General features: G+C 66.7%; 15 protein-coding genes. 6 read left to right on the top strand and 9 right to left on the bottom strand.

What is annotated here, in order from left to right:
• Positions 1–22 precede the first annotated feature (22 nt).
• Both EJK91_RS09255 and EJK91_RS09250 read left to right on the top strand, forming a co-directional pair.
• Positions 23–1183, top strand: coding sequence for an acyl-CoA dehydrogenase family protein (locus EJK91_RS09255; protein ID WP_024440743.1), 1161 nt, complete (start codon positions 23–25; stop codon positions 1181–1183).
• 14 nt (positions 1184–1197) lie between these two features.
• Positions 1198–2307, top strand: a complete 1110-nt coding sequence (locus tag EJK91_RS09250; RefSeq protein WP_024440744.1) for an acyl-CoA dehydrogenase family protein — start codon at positions 1198–1200, stop codon at positions 2305–2307.
• A 4-nt stretch (positions 2308–2311) separates the two neighbouring features.
• Here EJK91_RS09250 and EJK91_RS09245 read toward each other — a convergent pair whose 3' ends face one another.
• Positions 2312–3529, bottom strand: coding sequence for an enhanced intracellular survival protein Eis (locus EJK91_RS09245; RefSeq protein ID WP_277424719.1), 1218 nt, complete (start codon positions 3527–3529; stop codon positions 2312–2314).
• Between the two features lie 72 nt (positions 3530–3601).
• Here EJK91_RS09245 and EJK91_RS09240 point away from each other — a divergent pair, with 72 nt between their 5' ends.
• Positions 3602–4660, top strand: a complete 1059-nt coding sequence (locus EJK91_RS09240; RefSeq protein ID WP_024440746.1) for an NAD(P)H-dependent amine dehydrogenase family protein — start codon at positions 3602–3604, stop codon at positions 4658–4660.
• An 18-nt stretch (positions 4661–4678) separates the two neighbouring features.
• Here the strand turns inward: EJK91_RS09240 and EJK91_RS09235 are convergent, their stop codons facing one another.
• On the bottom strand, positions 4679–5266 hold the full coding sequence (locus EJK91_RS09235; RefSeq protein ID WP_024440747.1) for a PepSY domain-containing protein: 588 nt from the start codon (positions 5264–5266) through the stop codon (positions 4679–4681).
• Between the two features lie 231 nt (positions 5267–5497).
• Here EJK91_RS09235 and EJK91_RS09230 point away from each other — a divergent pair, with 231 nt between their 5' ends.
• Entirely contained in the window at positions 5498–5941 is a 444-nt protein-coding gene (locus EJK91_RS09230) for an MmpS family transport accessory protein (RefSeq protein ID WP_024440748.1), read from the top strand.
• Positions 5938–8856: an MMPL/RND family transporter gene (locus tag EJK91_RS09225; RefSeq protein ID WP_125078785.1), complete on the top strand. Its 2919-nt coding sequence runs from the start codon at positions 5938–5940 to the stop codon at positions 8854–8856. Before EJK91_RS09230 ends, EJK91_RS09225 begins: the two co-directional genes overlap by 4 nt.
• A 20-nt stretch (positions 8857–8876) precedes the next feature.
• Here EJK91_RS09225 and EJK91_RS09220 read toward each other — a convergent pair whose 3' ends face one another.
• The 5 genes from EJK91_RS09220 to nadD are packed head-to-tail and all read right to left on the bottom strand — an operon-like array spanning position 8877 to position 12145.
• The gene (locus EJK91_RS09220; RefSeq protein ID WP_024440750.1) at positions 8877–9719 is read right to left on the bottom strand and encodes a DegV family protein; all 843 of its coding nucleotides are present in this window, start codon (positions 9717–9719) and stop codon (positions 8877–8879) included.
• Positions 9720–9725: 6 nt separating this feature from the next.
• Complete coding sequence (octT, locus tag EJK91_RS09215; protein ID WP_125078784.1) at positions 9726–10475, bottom strand: diglucosylglycerate octanoyltransferase; 750 nt, start codon at positions 10473–10475, stop codon at positions 9726–9728.
• Positions 10465–11148: a glucosyl-3-phosphoglycerate phosphatase gene (gpgP, locus tag EJK91_RS09210; RefSeq protein WP_125078783.1), complete on the bottom strand. Its 684-nt coding sequence runs from the start codon at positions 11146–11148 to the stop codon at positions 10465–10467. The genes octT and gpgP overlap by 11 nt, the downstream gene beginning before the upstream one ends.
• On the bottom strand, positions 11145–11540 hold the full coding sequence (gene rsfS / locus EJK91_RS09205) for a ribosome silencing factor (protein WP_024440753.1): 396 nt from the start codon (positions 11538–11540) through the stop codon (positions 11145–11147). The genes gpgP and rsfS overlap by 4 nt, the downstream gene beginning before the upstream one ends.
• Complete coding sequence (gene nadD / locus EJK91_RS09200) at positions 11537–12145, bottom strand: nicotinate-nucleotide adenylyltransferase (RefSeq protein ID WP_255341875.1); 609 nt, start codon at positions 12143–12145, stop codon at positions 11537–11539. The genes rsfS and nadD overlap by 4 nt, the downstream gene beginning before the upstream one ends.
• A 182-nt stretch (positions 12146–12327) precedes the next feature.
• On the opposite strand from nadD, the gene EJK91_RS09195 reads away from it, so the two are divergent.
• Entirely contained in the window at positions 12328–13380 is a 1053-nt protein-coding gene (locus tag EJK91_RS09195; RefSeq protein ID WP_369797564.1) for a class I SAM-dependent methyltransferase, read from the top strand.
• Between the two features lie 88 nt (positions 13381–13468).
• On the opposite strand, the gene EJK91_RS09190 is transcribed toward EJK91_RS09195, so the two are convergent.
• Positions 13469–14914, bottom strand: coding sequence for a vWA domain-containing protein (locus EJK91_RS09190; RefSeq protein WP_125078782.1), 1446 nt, complete (start codon positions 14912–14914; stop codon positions 13469–13471).
• Positions 14911–15810, bottom strand: coding sequence for an AAA family ATPase (locus tag EJK91_RS09185; RefSeq protein WP_024440757.1), 900 nt, complete (start codon positions 15808–15810; stop codon positions 14911–14913). The genes EJK91_RS09190 and EJK91_RS09185 overlap by 4 nt, the downstream gene beginning before the upstream one ends.
• Positions 15811–15831 lie beyond the last annotated feature (21 nt).

Raw genomic sequence — 15831 nt, 5'->3', positions numbered from 1 at the left:
CCCAACCAACCGGGAGGTCGACGTGAGACTGGCACTGAGCGCGGAGGAGGCAGCGTTCCGCGACGAAATGCGGACCTTCTTCACCACCGAGATCCCGGCTGACATTCGCGAACGCAGCCGGTTGGGTCATTCGAACTTTCCCGACGACATCGTCACCACCCAGCGCATCCTCAACGCCAACGGCCTGGCGGTACCGAACTGGCCGGTCGAGTGGGGCGGCAAGGACTGGACGCTGACCCAGCACCAGATCTGGCACGACGAGATGCAGCTGGCGTCGGTGCCCGAACCGCTGACCTTCAACGCCAAGATGGTCGGCCCGGTCATCGCGGAATTCGGCTCCCAGGAGATCAAGGAACGCTTCCTGCCCGCCACCGCCAACCTGGACATCTGGTGGTGCCAAGGCTTCTCCGAGCCAGAAGCCGGCTCCGACCTGGCAAGCCTGCGCACCACAGCGGTGCGTGACGGCGACAGCTACATCGTCAACGGGCAGAAGACCTGGACCACGCTCGGCCAGTACGCGGACTGGATCTTCTGCCTGGTGCGAACCGACCCGCAGGCACCCAAGAAACAGGCTGGCATCTCCTTTTTGCTGTTCCGGGTCGACACACCGGGTGTGACCATGCGGCCGATCAAGCTGATCGACGGCGGCTACGAGGTCAACGAGGTGTTCTTCTCCGACGTGCGGGTGCCCGCCGATCAGCTGGTCGGTGAGGAGAACCACGGCTGGACCTACGCGAAGTTCCTGCTGGGCAACGAGCGGACCGGTATCGCCGGGGTGACCCGCACCAAGGTCCGTGTCGCCGAACTCAAGCAGCGCGCCGAGGCGTTGGGGGCGCTCGACGACCCGTTGTTCGCCGCCCGGGTCGCCGAACTCGAGAACGATCTGCTGGCGCTCGAGCTCACCCAGATGCGAGTGTCGAGCGACTCCGCCGACGGCAAGCCGAACCCGGCGTCATCGGTGCTCAAGCTGCGGGGCAGCCAGCTGCAGCAGGCCGCCACCGAGCTGTTCGTGGAGCTGGCCGGTCCCGATGTTCTGCCCTTCGAGGCAGGCGACGGCATTGCCACGCCCGCCTGGGCACAGGATGCGGCACCGACGTACCTGAACTACCGCAAGACCTCGATCTACGGCGGCAGCAACGAGGTACAGCGCACCATCATCGCGTCGACCATTCTCGGCCTTTAGGAGGTATGACAGCTATGGACTTCCAACTCAGCGACGAGCAGGTTCTGCTGCGCGACACCACCCGTTCGATGTTGTCGGGCTATGACACTGAGACCCGTAACAAGGTCATCGAGGCCGATCCCGGATTCAACCCGGAGGTGTGGAAGCAACTGGCGGACACCGGGATTCTCGGTCTGGGTTTCGACCCGCAGGAATCCGGCCCGCTGGAGATCATGGTGGTGCTCACCGAGATCGGCCGGCGGGTGGCGCCGGAGCCCGTCGTACACGGGGCACTCGGGCCGGGCGCGCTGATCGCCGAGCGCGGCACCGCCGAGCAGCGCGCGCTGCTCGACACCGTCGCCGAAGGCGAGCGGATTCTGGCGTTCGCCCACACCGAACCGGGTATGCGGGGAACCGCAGGCAAGGTGACCACCACAGCGGTGCCGCAAGGTGATTCGTGGCAGCTGAGCGGACGTAAGAACCCGGTGCTGACCGGGGATCGCGCCGACACATTCGTCGTCAGCGCTGCATTGCCCGATGGCGGGACCGGACTGTTCCTGGTCGAGGCAAGCGCCGACGGCGTGGCCCGTCAGCCCTACCGGACCTTCGACGGCCAGCGCGGCGCCCAGCTCGACTTCGCCGATGCCCCGGCCACTGCGCTGGGTGAGGCGACCGATGCCTCGGCCGCCATCGAGCGCGCCGTCATCCGCATCTCCTCGGCACTGTGCGCCGAGGCGGTCGGCGCGATGGAAGAGGCCTTGCGGCTGACCACCGACTACCTCAAGACACGCAAGCAGTTCGGGGTCACCCTCAACACCTTCCAGACGCTGACCCAGCGTGCCGCCGACATGTACGTGTCGCTGGAGTTGGCCCGCAGCATGAGCATGTACGCGGCGATGTCGCTCGCCGACGGCAACTACGACCCGGTGATCGCGGCGCGCGCCAAGCTGCAGGTCGGCCGGTCCGGGCGCCACATCGCTCAGGAGGCCATCCAGTTGCACGGCGGGATCGGGGTGACCTGGGAATACCCGGTCGGGCACTACGCGGCCCGGCTCACCGCGATCGACCACACCCTGGGTTCGTCGCAGGATCAGCTGCACGTGCTCATCGACAACCTGAGCAGCTACGACCTGGCGAAGCTGTAGCAGCCTAAAAGCCGAAACCGATTTGGGCGGCGACGTCGTGGGCGAACGCCGCATCCAGACGACGCACCAGGGCATCGTCGCGACACCGTAGCCTGCCGGCTCTGGCAAGCGACGATGCCCGGTGCGCGCCGAAATACAGGCTGCCCAGCACATCCAGGTCCAGCTCCACCTCGGCGTCCGCCTCGGTCGGGGCGCACTCGGCGACCCCCTCGCGTATCGTGAGCGCGAATCGCCCACCATCGCTGCGGAAACCGTCACGCACCGCCACCACGAAGGACAGCTCGGGCAGGTCCACGGTGTAGCGGCGGGCCATGAGCACAGCGGGGATGTCCATCATCCGCAGCCATAGACCGTCCGAACGCCCAGTGGTGGTGGCCAGCCGGGTATCGGTCAGCAGGTAAGGCATGGAGTCGTCGGGGTAGGTCTCGACGACGACCTTCCCCATCAGGTCCAACCCGAGCAGCGCCCGCCACAGTGCGGCGTGTGCCTCCGGGGTCACGGCCCGGAACTCCTCGACTCGCACCGTCTTTGGCTCACCGGCGTGCACGCGGTAGAGCACATAGCCGTCGGGATGCAGCATCGCGAGCCATTCGGTGCCGCCCTCGCGGGTGTTCTCCCGGTCGGCGAGCAGGTCATCCCAGAGCACCAGTGGGCGCGCCAAACCGCCCGGGACTCGCTGGCGCCAGCGCTGGTAGATCACCGCGAACTCGTCGCGGCTGTCGGCCGCTTTGACCAGCCGTACCCCGCCGGGGTCGGGCGCGTCGGGATGCAGCTGGGCGAAGCGCCGGTCGATGGTCAGCTCGTGGTCCACCGTCGCCGGACCGTAGCCGAACCGCCCGTAGATTCCGCCTTCGCTGGCCGTCAACGCCGCAATCGGATAACCCGAATCGGCTATGCGCCTGTGCAATTCGGTATACATCATTCGCAGCACGCCGCGGCGGCGGTGAGTCGGAGCCACCACGACGTAGCTGACCCCCGCCGCCGGCAGCACCGCCCCGCCGGGCACGGTCAGCTCCAGATCCAAATAGCCCGACATGCCGACCACCGCATCGCCGTCGCAAACTACCAGGGAACTGTCGGGCGAGGTCAGGGTCCGCCAGGCGGCCATCGACTCGGCGTCCCAGTCCTCACCGAAGCCGACAGCGCCCAGCACTGCCATCGCAGCCCAATCGTCATCGGTGGCGGTCCGCAGGGTCAATGGTGGCGATACCTTGCCGGTCACGTCGATCGAGGCTGCCACAAACGCTCGGGGACCGCACCCCAATAATGTGGGATACACCCGTCACCGAGGAGCATGATGCCCGCTGCCACCCGCCCGCTTCGCGTCATTCAATGGACCACCGGAAACATCGGGCAACGCTCGTTGCACGCCATCATCGGTAGGCCCGACATGGAGCTGGTCGGCGTCTACGCCCACGGCAAGGACAAGATCGGGGTGGATGCCGCCGAGCTGGCCGGCTGGCCGGAACCCACCGGCATCACCGCCACCAACGACATCGACGCCCTGATCGCACTGAAGCCCGATGCGTGCTGTTACAACCCGCTGTGGCCGAGCATCGACGAACTGGTCCGGCTGCTGGAAGCCGGGGTGAACGTGTGCTCGACGGCGGCCTGGATCACCGGGGGCAAACAGAGCGCGCAAGACCGCAGACGCATCGAGGACGCCTGCCGGGCCGGCAACTCGACGATGTTCGGCAGCGGCGCGCACCCGGGGCTGACCAACATGGTCGGAATGGTGCTGTCCGGGGCGTGCGAGCGGGTCGATGAAATCCGGATCACCGAATCGGTGGACTGCTCGACCTACGAGTCGGCGGCCACCATGGCGGCGATGGGCTTCGCGCAGGATCCCGCCACCCCCGGGTTGGCCGAAAGCGTCCGTCGCGAAAGCGAAGTTTTCGCCGAGTCGGCGGCGATGATGGCCCATGCGATCGGCGCGCGGTTGGACCGCATCACCTTCGATGTGCAGTTCACTGCCGCGACCGGCGACAGCGATCTGGGCTTTATGAAGATCCCGGCGGGCACCGTCGGCAGCGTGTTCGGTTATCACCGCGGCTGGGTCGGCGATCACAACGTGGTCAGCGTCGGCTTCAACTGGATCATGGGCGACCAGGTCATCCCGCCCAAGCCGGTGGCGCACGGCCACGTCATCCAGGTGTTTGGGCTGCCCAATATGCGCACCGTCATCAACTGCCTGCCGCCGAAGGAGTGGAACGAGCCGAATTTCAACGGTTTGGGCTCGATCTACACGGCGATGCCGGTGACCAACGCGGTGCCGGCGGTGGTCGCGGCGGAACCGGGCATCGTCACGCTGGCCGATCTGCCCCCGATCACGGGCCGCGCCGGCGTGCTCTAAGCGGCCGGAGCGCCGAATCTACACCTGCCGGTTGGCGGTGACCGCCCCCGTCGCTGCGTCGACGTTGACGTCTCGTTCGGCCAGGTTGTCGTCCCACACGTCGGCTTCCCAGATGACCGTGCCGTTCATGTCGAGCAGGCTCAGCTCGGTGATCGAACTGTTGGGCACTGCCCGCAGTACGCGCTCCACGGCGCTGCGGTAGTCCAGATGGGTGCCGGCCACATTGGCGCGCCGCTTGGCCTTGTCGGCGTTGCTGTCGTCAGTCGCGTCGGGGCCGACCAGCACGGACACCCCATCAGAGTCGACCTTGACCTGGTGTTCGGTGCCGTCTGGAGTGACCACCCCGGCCTTCCAGGTACCGGCGTCGCTGGTCTGACTCTCGATGAAGATCAACACGCTGTTGGGTACTTGCGCGATCGCGAGGTCACCGGCGCGAAGCAGGGTCTGCGGATCGGGCGGCGCGTCGGGGCGAGTCCACGACGCCTCAGGGGCCGATGCCTCCTGCGAGGACGCGCCGGACGCGCCCCTGCCGCTGCACCCGGACAGCATCAGCACTGCCACGATGACCACGGCACCGAATCGGACGACTTTCCCCAGAGCGTGCATCAGCGGCCATGCTACTGAAGTCTGAGCGTTGGCGCTGAACTCGAGGCGGACGTCGGTGCCCGCGCGCCAGCCCGGGCCGAGTCAGCGGATCTTGCGTTCCTTAGCCAAGCGAAGGTTATGCTGCCGAAGGGCACGATTCGCGGAACCATCGATGCTTCCGCCGAAGCCGGGGGGAACAGACCGTCCAGCGCCGACGTTCAACCGCATTATCGACAGGCGGAAGGCGGTGAGATGGCGAAAATCTCGGCCGCCGGCATGCTTAAACGGTATTGGATTCCACTGGTCTTCATCGTGGTCATCGCGATCTCGAGTGTGATCGTCAGCCGACTGCACAAGGTGTTCGCCTCAGAAGACCTCAATCCCCACGCCGGTGCCGGCATCGAAATCGTCCAGTTCAACCCGAAATACGTGGCCTACGAGGCCTTCGGGCCGCCGGGTACCACCGCCGACATCAACTACTGGGACGCCGAGGCCAACGTCCATCAACTCACCGGCGTGCCCCTGCCGTGGACCTACACGGTGGTCACCGTACTGCCCGCCGTGATGGCCAACATGATCGTGCAGGGCAACACCGGTGAGATCGGCTGCCGTATCAAGATCGACGAACGGCTGCTTGACGAACGTCGTGCCACCGGCCTCAATGCCCAGACCTTCTGCCTGGTGAAGTCCGGATGATCAAAAAGATCAAAGATCAGCTGGACAGCCGGCAGGATCCGCACGTCAAGCGGCCGTTCTTCGCGCACATGCTGCGAATATTCGCGGTGCCGATCATCATCATCTGGATCGTCCTCACGGTGCTGGTGAATGTCCTTGTGCCCCAGCTGGAAGTCATCTCCGAGGAACACTCCGCGCCGCTCGCGCCCGTCGATGCGCCGTCGATGATCGCCAGCAAGCTGGTCGGTGAGAACTTTCAGGAATACAAATCCAACAGCACCGTGATGATGGTGGTGGTGGGCGAGGAAGAACTCGGCGATGCCGCTCACCATTACTACGACGAGATCGTCGCGAAGCTGGTTGCCGACACAGCCCATGTCGAACACGCCCAGGACTTCTGGCGGGACCGACTGACCGCGGCAGGCGTGCAGAGCTCCGACGCCAAGGCCGCCTACATCATGCTCAACCTGGTCGGCAACCAGGGCATGACCGAGGCCAATGATTCGGTCGTCGCGGTCCGGCAGGCCATCGACGACACCCCAGCTCCGCCCGGGGTTCAGGCCTACGTCGCCGGGCCGGCCGCGCTGACTGCTGATCTGCGGCAGATCGGCGACTCCAGTCTGGTCAAGATCACCCTGTTCACCATCGGCGCGATCGCGATCATGCTGCTGATCGTCTTCCGATCGGTGTCGGCGATGCTGACCCAGCTGTTTCTGACCCTGCTCGAGCTGATCTGTGCTCGCGGCGTCGTCGCGGTCCTCGGCTACAACGACGTCATGGGCCTGACCACGTTCGCGGTCAACATCATGGTGATGCTCGCGATCGCCGCAGGCACGGACTACGGCATCTTTCTCATCGGCCGGTACCGGGAAGCCCGGCTGGCCGGCGAGGACCGGATCGATGCGTACTACACCACCGTGCGCAGTGTCACGCCGGTGGTGTTGGGTTCGGGTCTGACCATCGCCGGGGCGTCGGCGATGCTGTATTTCACCCGGCTGCCCTACTTCCACACCATGGGCATTCCGGTCTCGGTAGGCATGCTCGTGGTGGTCGCGGCCGCCCTCACCCTGGGGCCGGCCATGCTGGTGGTGGTCACCAGCTTTGGCCTGCTTGACCCCAAAAGAGCCAGGCCGGGCGGGTTCTGGCGCCGGGCCGGCGTGTCGGTGGTGCGCTGGCCGGGGCCGATCGCGGTGGCCAGCCTGGCCATCATCCTGATCGGTCTGGTCGCCCTGCCGGGGTTCAAACCCGGTTACGACGACCGCAAGTATCTGCCCCAGGGCACCCCGGTAAACGTGGCCTATGCCGCTGCGGAGAAACACTTCTCGGCGGCCCGGATGGCGCCGGACATCACCATGGTCGAATCCGACCACGACATGCGCAATCCGGCCGACATGCTGGTGCTGGACCGGGTCGCCAAGAACATCATGCGGGTGGTCGGGATCGGGATGATCCAGGACATCACCCGACCGCTGGGGATTCCGCTGCAGCACAGCTCGATACCGTTCCAACTCAGCGTCTCCAACCAGCTGATGATCCAGAACATGAAGACGCTCAAGGACCGGATCAAGGACATCGACACCATCTCCCAGCAACTCGACAAGGACATCGAGTTGCTGATCCAGATGTACGGGTACCTCCAGGAGGTCGACCGCACGTTCGACGACACGGCCGAGGTCACCCGAAACACGGTGGACGTCTCCGACCGGATCCGCGACCACATCGCGGAGTTCGACGATCAGTTTCGCCCGCTGCGCTCCTACTTCTACTGGGAGCCGCACTGTTTCGACATCCCGATGTGCAACGCGCTGCGCAACACCTTCGACGCCACCGACGGCATCGACCAACTCGCCGAGCAGTTGCACTACCTGTCCGACGACATCACCAAGACGGCACGCCTGCTGCCGCAGGCGGTCGAACTGCTGCCGGCCGTGGTCGACACCATGCGGATCATGCGCGGACTGGTGCTGACGGTGCACTCGACGTTCTCGGCGTTCATCGATCAGATGGAGGACCTGAGCAACACCCAGATCATGATGGGTCAGAGCTTCGACGACTCCAAGAACGACGACTTCTTCTACCTGCCCGCAGAGGCGTTCGACAACAAGGACTTCCAGACCGGTCTCCGGCTGTTCATGTCACCGGACGGCAAGTCGGCACGGTTTTTCGTCACGCACCAGACCTATCCGGCGACCGCGGAGGGCATCAAACGGGTCGAGCCGGAGCGGATCGCTGCCCAAGAAGCCCTGAAGCAGTCGTCGTTGGCGGACGCCAAGGTCTACATCGGCGGGATGGCCGCTCTCTATGAAGACATGCAGAACGGCGCCAAGTACGACCTGATGATCGCGGTCGTGGCGTCGCTCACGCTGATCTTCTTGATCATGATGATGATCACCCGAAGCCTGGTGGCCGCAGCGGTCATTCTCGGCACCGCATCCAGTTCTATCGCCGCGTCCTTCGGCATCTCGGTGTTGATCTGGCAGCACATTTTCGGCCAGCACATCTATTGGGTGACACTGGTGCTGGCGGTGATCGTGTTGCTGGCCGTCGGCTCGGATTACAACCTGCTGCTGGTCTCCCGCTTCGAGGAGGAGATACACGCGGGGCTCAAGACCGGCTACATACGGGCGATGGCGGGCAGCGGCGGCGTGGTGACCTCGGCGGGCATGGTGTTCGCCGCCACCATGGGCATCATGTTTTTCAGTGATCTCAAGGCCATCGGCATGTATGGCACCACCGTGGCAATCGGTTTGCTGCTGGATACCTTCGTGGTCCGGGCGTTCTTCATGCCGTCGATCGCCACGTTGTTGGGCAAGTGGTTCTGGTGGCCGCAGGTGGTCCGGCCGTGGGGGCCCAACCAGAACGTTCGCGGGATCGCGGCACACACCCCGCGTGAAGAGTCCACCGACACAGACAGACTCGCGGCGCCCGCGCAGTAGGCAGGCCGGGGTCGACGCGCTCAGGCCCCGCCCGGATCGACATCGACACACACCGCGACGGCACCGGCGCCCACGTGCAGGGCCAACGTCGGGCACAGGCTGGTGATCACCGCGGGCGCACAGACCGGCAACCGCTCCGCCAGCGCACCGGCGACCTCCTGGGCCCCCTGCGGATTGGCGACGTGATGCACCGCCAGTGCCGCTGAGCGATCCCCGACCACATCACAGACCCGGTCGATCATCGACGCGACGGCCTTGCTGACGGTGCGGATGCGTTGCGCCAGAACGAGCTTGCCATCCTCGACCGCCAGCAGCGGTTTGAGCGACAGGGCGGTTCCCAGCCACGCCGCCGCGCTGCCGATCCGGCCGCTGCGCCGCAGGTTGTCCAGCCGCTGCACCACCATGTAGGCGTGAGCACGCTGCACGGCGGCGTCCGCCGCTTCCGCGACGCCTTGCAGGTCGGCGCCGCCGGCGGCCGCTCGAGCCGCGGCCAACACCGCGAATCCGGTGCCCATCGCGGCCGATTTCGAGTCGATCACCCGCACGGCGGGACCGATCTGGCCGGCTACCTGCTCGGCGGTGCCGAACGTCCCGGACAGCGCCGAGGAAATGTGCACCGCCACCACCCCGGAGCCCGCGCTGTAGTCCAGCGCAGTGCGGTAGACCTCCGCCAGCTCCTGCGGGCCCGCCCCGGATGTGGTGACGCGCTCGCGCGCATAGATGTCCGCGGGCACGTCGTCGACGCCGTCGCGCAGATCGGCTCCGTCGAGCAGGATGTGCAGCGGTACCGTGCGAATCCCCCAGCGGTCACGCACCTCGAGAGGCAGGCAGGCCGACGAGTCGGTGATGACGACGACGCTCATCGGGGGTCACCCCAACGGGCCGGGCACGCCGGCCTCACCCAGGGCCTTGAGCATCAGGTCCGCGACAGCCCGGTGCGCCTCGAAATTCCAATGGATGCCGTCCGGATTGGCGCGGCCGCTCATGACCTCGTCGCCCACCGCGGCCTTCAGGTCCACCAGGGGTACATCATGTTCCCGCGACCAGGCCGTGATTGCCCGCACCGTGGGTTCCCGTCCCTGGTGGGCGCGGCCGTAGGTGTCCGCGATGTGCACCGACGGCAGCGAAGCCACAATGGGAATGCCTGGCCTGTTGAAATCTATTGCACCCCTGGTCATCTCGAGATATTCCACGGTGAGATGCGGCGGTAGGGCCGCCCGCGCCACCGGCGAAAACCGGGGCTGCAGCCAGCCGTAGCCGTCGCGGACCCAACGCCGCAGCCAGGCCGGCCGCACATAGCGGATCAATTCACGCATAGCCGTCGGCCACACCGAGGGCAGTGAGTCCATCCCGCTGGTGGCGAAGATGACCGCCCCGGCCCGCGGCAGTGCCGCCCACGCCCGCGGGTCCTGGGTGGACGCCCACCAGACGTCTCGGCTGGTCCAGCCGATCCGACCGATCAGTTCGACATCCCAGTCCAGCTGGCTGGCAACGATATTCGGCCAGATCCGCGGATCATCGGCGGGCAGCCCGCCGGTGGGCCCGTAATAGGACAGCGAGTCGGCGAAGACCAGCAGGGTGGGACGGGCTTGCGCGGGCTTCCGCGGTTCAGAGGACATCGCTGGCCACCTGTGCTGAGGCGTTCCAGACGTCGAGACGCCATCGCACATCGGCGAAGTCGTCCTGGTCTGAATCGGTTCCCTCGGAGTATCCGCTGAGCTGGGTCCAGCTGGCGTTGGCCATCCCGCCCAGTGCCGGCCAGTTCTCCACCGGCAGCCGCAGCAACGCCGCTGTCAGAGCGGCGATCAGCCCGCCGTGGGCGACCAGCACCACCGGCTGATCGGCGTGCTCTGCTCTGCCCCAGTCCGGCTCCCCTGACACCAACTCGCGCACCAACGGAACGCTGCGCTCGGCCACATCGATGCGGCTCTCCCCGCCGTGGGGTGCCCATCGGGCGTCGTCACGCCAAGCCAGCCGGGCGCCCGGTGCGGCGGCGTCGACCTCTTCATGGGTCAGCCCCTGCCAGTCACCCAGATGCGTTTCCCGCAACCTGGTGTCCACTCGGACCTGCAGCCCGTTGTGCTCGGCCAGCACGGTGGCGGTGTCGTAGGCCCGCCACAGATCCGAGGACACGATCAGCAGCGGGTGTCGTTTGCGCAGCACCTCTGCCGCCGCCTCCGCCTGCGCCCGACCTAGGTCGCTGAGAACGGTGTCCAGCTGACCCTGCATCCGGCTGCCGGCGTTGAACTCGGTCTGGCCGTGCCGCAGCAGGATCAGCCTGCGGACCCTCACGACGCGTCCTCGGGGGTCGGCTCAGCGGCCGAGTCCGCTAAGTCCACCGGCACCAGCGGGCAGTCCTTCCACAGCCGGTCCAGCGCGTAGAAGTCCCGCTCGTCCTGGTGCTGGATGTGCACCACGATGTCGACGTAGTCCAGCAGAGTCCAGCGCCCCTCCCGAGTGCCCTCGCGGCGCGCCGGCTTATAGCCGGCCAGGCGCATCTTGTCCTCGACCTCGTCGACGATCGCGTTGACCTGGCGCTCGTTGGAGGCCGAGGCGATGACGAAGCAGTCGGTGATGACCAGTTGCGCTGAGACATCGATCACGACGACGTCATCGGCCAGCTTGTTGGAGGCGGCGCCGGCCGCCACGGTGGCCATCCGCACGGCCTCGGGTGTCGCGGTCATTGTTGGTCTCCGGGGGTCGGTTGGTAGAGGCGGCGCTTGGACACGTACTGGACCACCCCGTCTGGTACCAGGTACCAGATCGGGCGGGATTCTGCCGCGCGCCGGCGGCAATCGGTAGACGAGATCGCCAGCGCCGGCACCTCGACCAGCGTCAAAGCGTGCGGCGGCAGGGAGCCGAGCGCATCAGCGAGATGATCGCCGTTGAGCTCGTAACCGGGCCGGCTCACCCCCACAAACCGCGCCATCTCGAACATCTCCGGCCAATCCTGCCAGGACAGAATGGTGGCCAGCGCGTCCGCACCGGTGATGAAATAGAGCTCGGCGTCCGGGTTCTGTTCCTGCAGGTCACGCAAGGTGTCTTTGGTGTAGGTCGGACCGCCGCGATCGATGTCGGCGCGGCTCACCGAGAACCGCGGGTTGGACGCGGTGGCGATCACCGTCATCAGGTAACGGTCCTCCGCGGCGGTGACCCGACGGTCCTTGAGCCACGGCTGGCCCGTCGGCACGAAGACCACCTCGTCGAGCTCGAACAGGTCGGCGACCTCACTGGCGGCGACCAGGTGGCCATGATGGATGGGATCGAACGTCCCACCCATGACTCCCAGCCGCCGTTTTCGCACGATAGGCCAGCTTACTTGGGGTCCTCGTCGACCTGAGCGCACTGGTCGCACCGCTCGGCCCCGGCCCAGGCGGCCGATGCGCCAAACGGCTTTCCGCTTCGGCGTACGCTCACCGAAGGACGCAACCCCCCGTTGCTACCCCGAAGCCAATGCCAATCGTGTAGAAGATGTCTGTGGAAGATTTTCCGGTGAGCTCAATAGATCGCGCCCAGGCGGCCAAGAACGCCATGGTCAGGCGTTTTTACACGCGTGCCCAGACCAGCGGCGAAATCCGGCTGCCGGCGGTGCCGAGCATGCTCGAGGAATACGTCACGATGTGCTCTGCCGTGTTCGCCGGCCTGGGCAAACCCTTCAGCGACGACGAACTCGCCCGCCTCCGAGAAGTCCTGGCGGGCCAACTGGCTGAGGCCTACTCGCACTCACTGCGCTCGCACATCGTCATCTCCTACAACGCCCCGATCGGCCCCACTCTGGACTACACGGTCCGTGCCCAGTGGAACAGCGTCGCGGACGCGTACGCCGCCTGGCTGGACACGCGGAAGCCACCGCTGTTCGGCACCGAACCCGACGCACGGGTCTGGCACCTCGCCTGCGAGGCCGACGATCCGGCCTCCCATCGGGTGCTCGAGATCGGCGGGGGCACCGGGCGTAACGCCCTGGCGCTGGCGCGTCGCGGTCATCCGGTCGACGTCGTCGAAATGACCCCGAAGTTCGCCGAGATGCTCACGACCGACGCGGCGGCGGAATCCTTGGACGTGCGCGTCATCGTGCGCGACGTCTTCGAAGACGCCGATGACCTGCGCGACGACTACCAGATGATGGTGCTTTCTGAGGTGTTGACCGATTTCCGGTCCACCGCGGAGCTACGCAGCCTGTTCGAGCTCGCCGCCCGATGCCTGGCTCCCGGCGGGCGCCTGGTGTTCAACAGCTTCCTGGCGCACGACGGCTACGAACCCGACAGTGCCGCCCGGGAATTCTGCCAGCAGGTGTACTCGGGTCTGTACACCCGCGCCGAGATGTCGGCCGCGTCGGCCGGCCTACCCCTGCAGCTGCTCTCCGACGAGTCCGTGCATGACTACGAGAAAACGCACCTGCCCGAGGGCGGCTGGCCACCCACCAGCTGGTACATCGAATGGATCAGCGGGCAGGACGCGTTCCGCACCACGCGGGAGGAAAGCCCGATGGAGTTGCGCTGGCTGATCTACCAGCGGACGCACTGAGCGACCGGGCTGGCCCCTGGACCTGGGCCAGCTCCCGGGTCCAGAAGGTCCCCCGGGCGCCCAAGTGCCGCCGCAAGCGCGACGCGGGCTAGACCGGCAGCAGGGCGTCGATGACTCCGGCCAGTTGCTTGGCCGAGCGGCATTCGTGCATCGCGATCACGTCGCTGTACCGCGGCACCGCGGAATCGCCACTGCCCCACAGATGCGCCGGCTCGGGGTTGAGCCAGTGCGCATGGCGGCTGGCGGTCACCAGGTGCGACAGCACCTCCACACCTGGGTTTCGGTAATTTGTGCGACCGTCACCAAGGACCAGCAGCGCGCTGCGCGGCGACACCACGTTCGGATAGTTCTCGGCGAACGAGACGAACGCATTGCCGTAGTCGGAATGGCCGTCGCGGGTGTAGACCCCGGACTCCCGGGTAATCCGCTGGATCGCCACGGCCAGGTCGGCCTCCGGCCCGAACAGGTGCGTCACTTCGTCGGTCGTGTCGATGAACGCAAACACGCGAACTCTCGAAAACTGTTGCCGCAGCGCATGAACCAATAGCAAGGTGAAATGGCTGAAGCCGGCGACCGAGCCGGAGACATCGCACAGCACCACCAGCTCGGGTCGCGCGGGACGCGGCTTGCGCAGGACTACGTCGATCGGCACCCCGCCGGTGGACATCGACTTGCGCAGCGTCTTGCGCAGGTCGATGGTGCCGGCCCGGGAGCGTCGCCGGCGCGCGGCCAGCCGGGTCGCCAGGGTGCGGGCCAGCGGCGCCACCACCCGGCGCATCTGGCGCAACTGTTCGCCGGAGGCACGCAGGAACTCGACGTTCTCGCTCAGCTGCGGGATGCCGTACATCTGGACGTGTTCGCGCCCCAACTGCTCGGCGGTGCGCCGCTTCGTCTCGGCGTCAACGAGCTTGCGCAGTGCCGCGATCCGCTGCGCCGCCATCGCCTTGGCGATCTGCTCCTGAGTGGGACTGGGCTCGTCGCCGTAGGGCGCGAGCAGTCCGGCCAGCAGTTTGCCCTCCAACTCGTCGAGCGCCAGTGCTTTGAGCGCCTGGTAGGCGGAGTAGGACGGGCCCCGGCTGGAGCGGTATTGCCCGTAGGCGCCGACGATCGCGGCGATCATCGCCGACAACCGGGGATCGGTGTCGGCGAGATCGGGATTCGCGGTCAGCAGGTCGAGCAGCATGGCCCGCATGTCCTCGGCGTCCTCCGGCAGCGGCGCGGAATCCGACGGATCAGCCTCGTCCCCGTCGACCACCACCGCGCGTCCGCCCAGCGCGGCGGGGAACCACAGATCGAACATGGCGTCGTAGGTGTCGCGGTGATCGGGCCGGCGCAGCACCGCGCAGGCCAGCCCTTCTCGCAGCACTTCCCGGTCATCGAGCCCGATCGCGGTCAACACCCGCCCGGCGTCAACGGTCTCGGAGGGGCCCACCGAAATCCCTTGCCCGCGCAGCGCTTCCACGAACCCCACCAGATGCCCCGGAATTCCATGCGGGGCAAGAGGTTGCGACGGGCGGGTGCGGCGGACCATCAGTTCAGTCGCAGCTCTCCGGATGCCCGCACCTGATCGGACTGGTGCTTGAGCACCACTCCCAGGGTGGCAGCGACGGTGGCGTCGTCGATGGTGTCCATGCCCAGGGCCAAGATGGTGCGGCCCCAGTCGATGGTCTCGGCCACCGACGGCAGCTTCTTGAGCTGCATGCCGCGCAGCACCGCGATGATGCGCACCAGCTCGGCGGCCAGATGCTCGGGCAGTTCAGGCACCCGCGACAGCAGAATCCGGCGTTCCAGGTCCGGATCGGGGAAGTCGATGTGCAAGAACAGGCAGCGGCGCTTGAGCGCTTCGGACAGTTCCCGGGTGGCGTTGGAGGTCAACACCGTGAACGGGGTGCGCGCCGCGGTGATCGTGCCCAGTTCCGGAACGGTGACCGCGAAGTCGGACAGCACCTCCAGCAGCAGACCCTCGATCTCGATGTCGGCCTTGTCGGTCTCGTCGATCAGCAGCACGGTCGGATCGGTGCGCCGGATCGCGGTCAGCAGCGGCCGCGACAGCAGGAACTCCTCGGAGAACACATCCATCTTGGTGGCGTCCCAGTCACCGCCGTTGGATCCCGACTGGATGCGCAGAATCTGCTTGGCGTGATTCCACTCATAGAGCGCCCGGGCCTCGTCGACGCCCTCGTAACACTGCAACCGCACCAGCCCTGACCCGGTGGCCGCGGCCACCGCGCGGGCCAGCTCGGTCTTGCCGACCCCGGCCGGACCCTCCACCAGCAGGGGTTTGCCCAGCCGGTCGGCCAGGAACACCGCGGTGGTGGTGGCGGTGTCGGCCAGATACCCGGTTTCGGCCAGCCGGCGGGCCACGTCGTCGATGTCGGCGAACAGCGGCGCCTGGCGGGCCGGGGTGGCGGGGATGGCGGGTTTGTCCATGTGGATGTAGCTCCTTCGAGG

This window comes from Mycobacterium sp. P7213 (genome assembly GCF_900604305.1).
GTDB lineage: Bacteria > Actinomycetota > Actinomycetes > Mycobacteriales > Mycobacteriaceae > Mycobacterium.
This window is presented reverse-complemented; position numbering and strand designations above follow the sequence as displayed.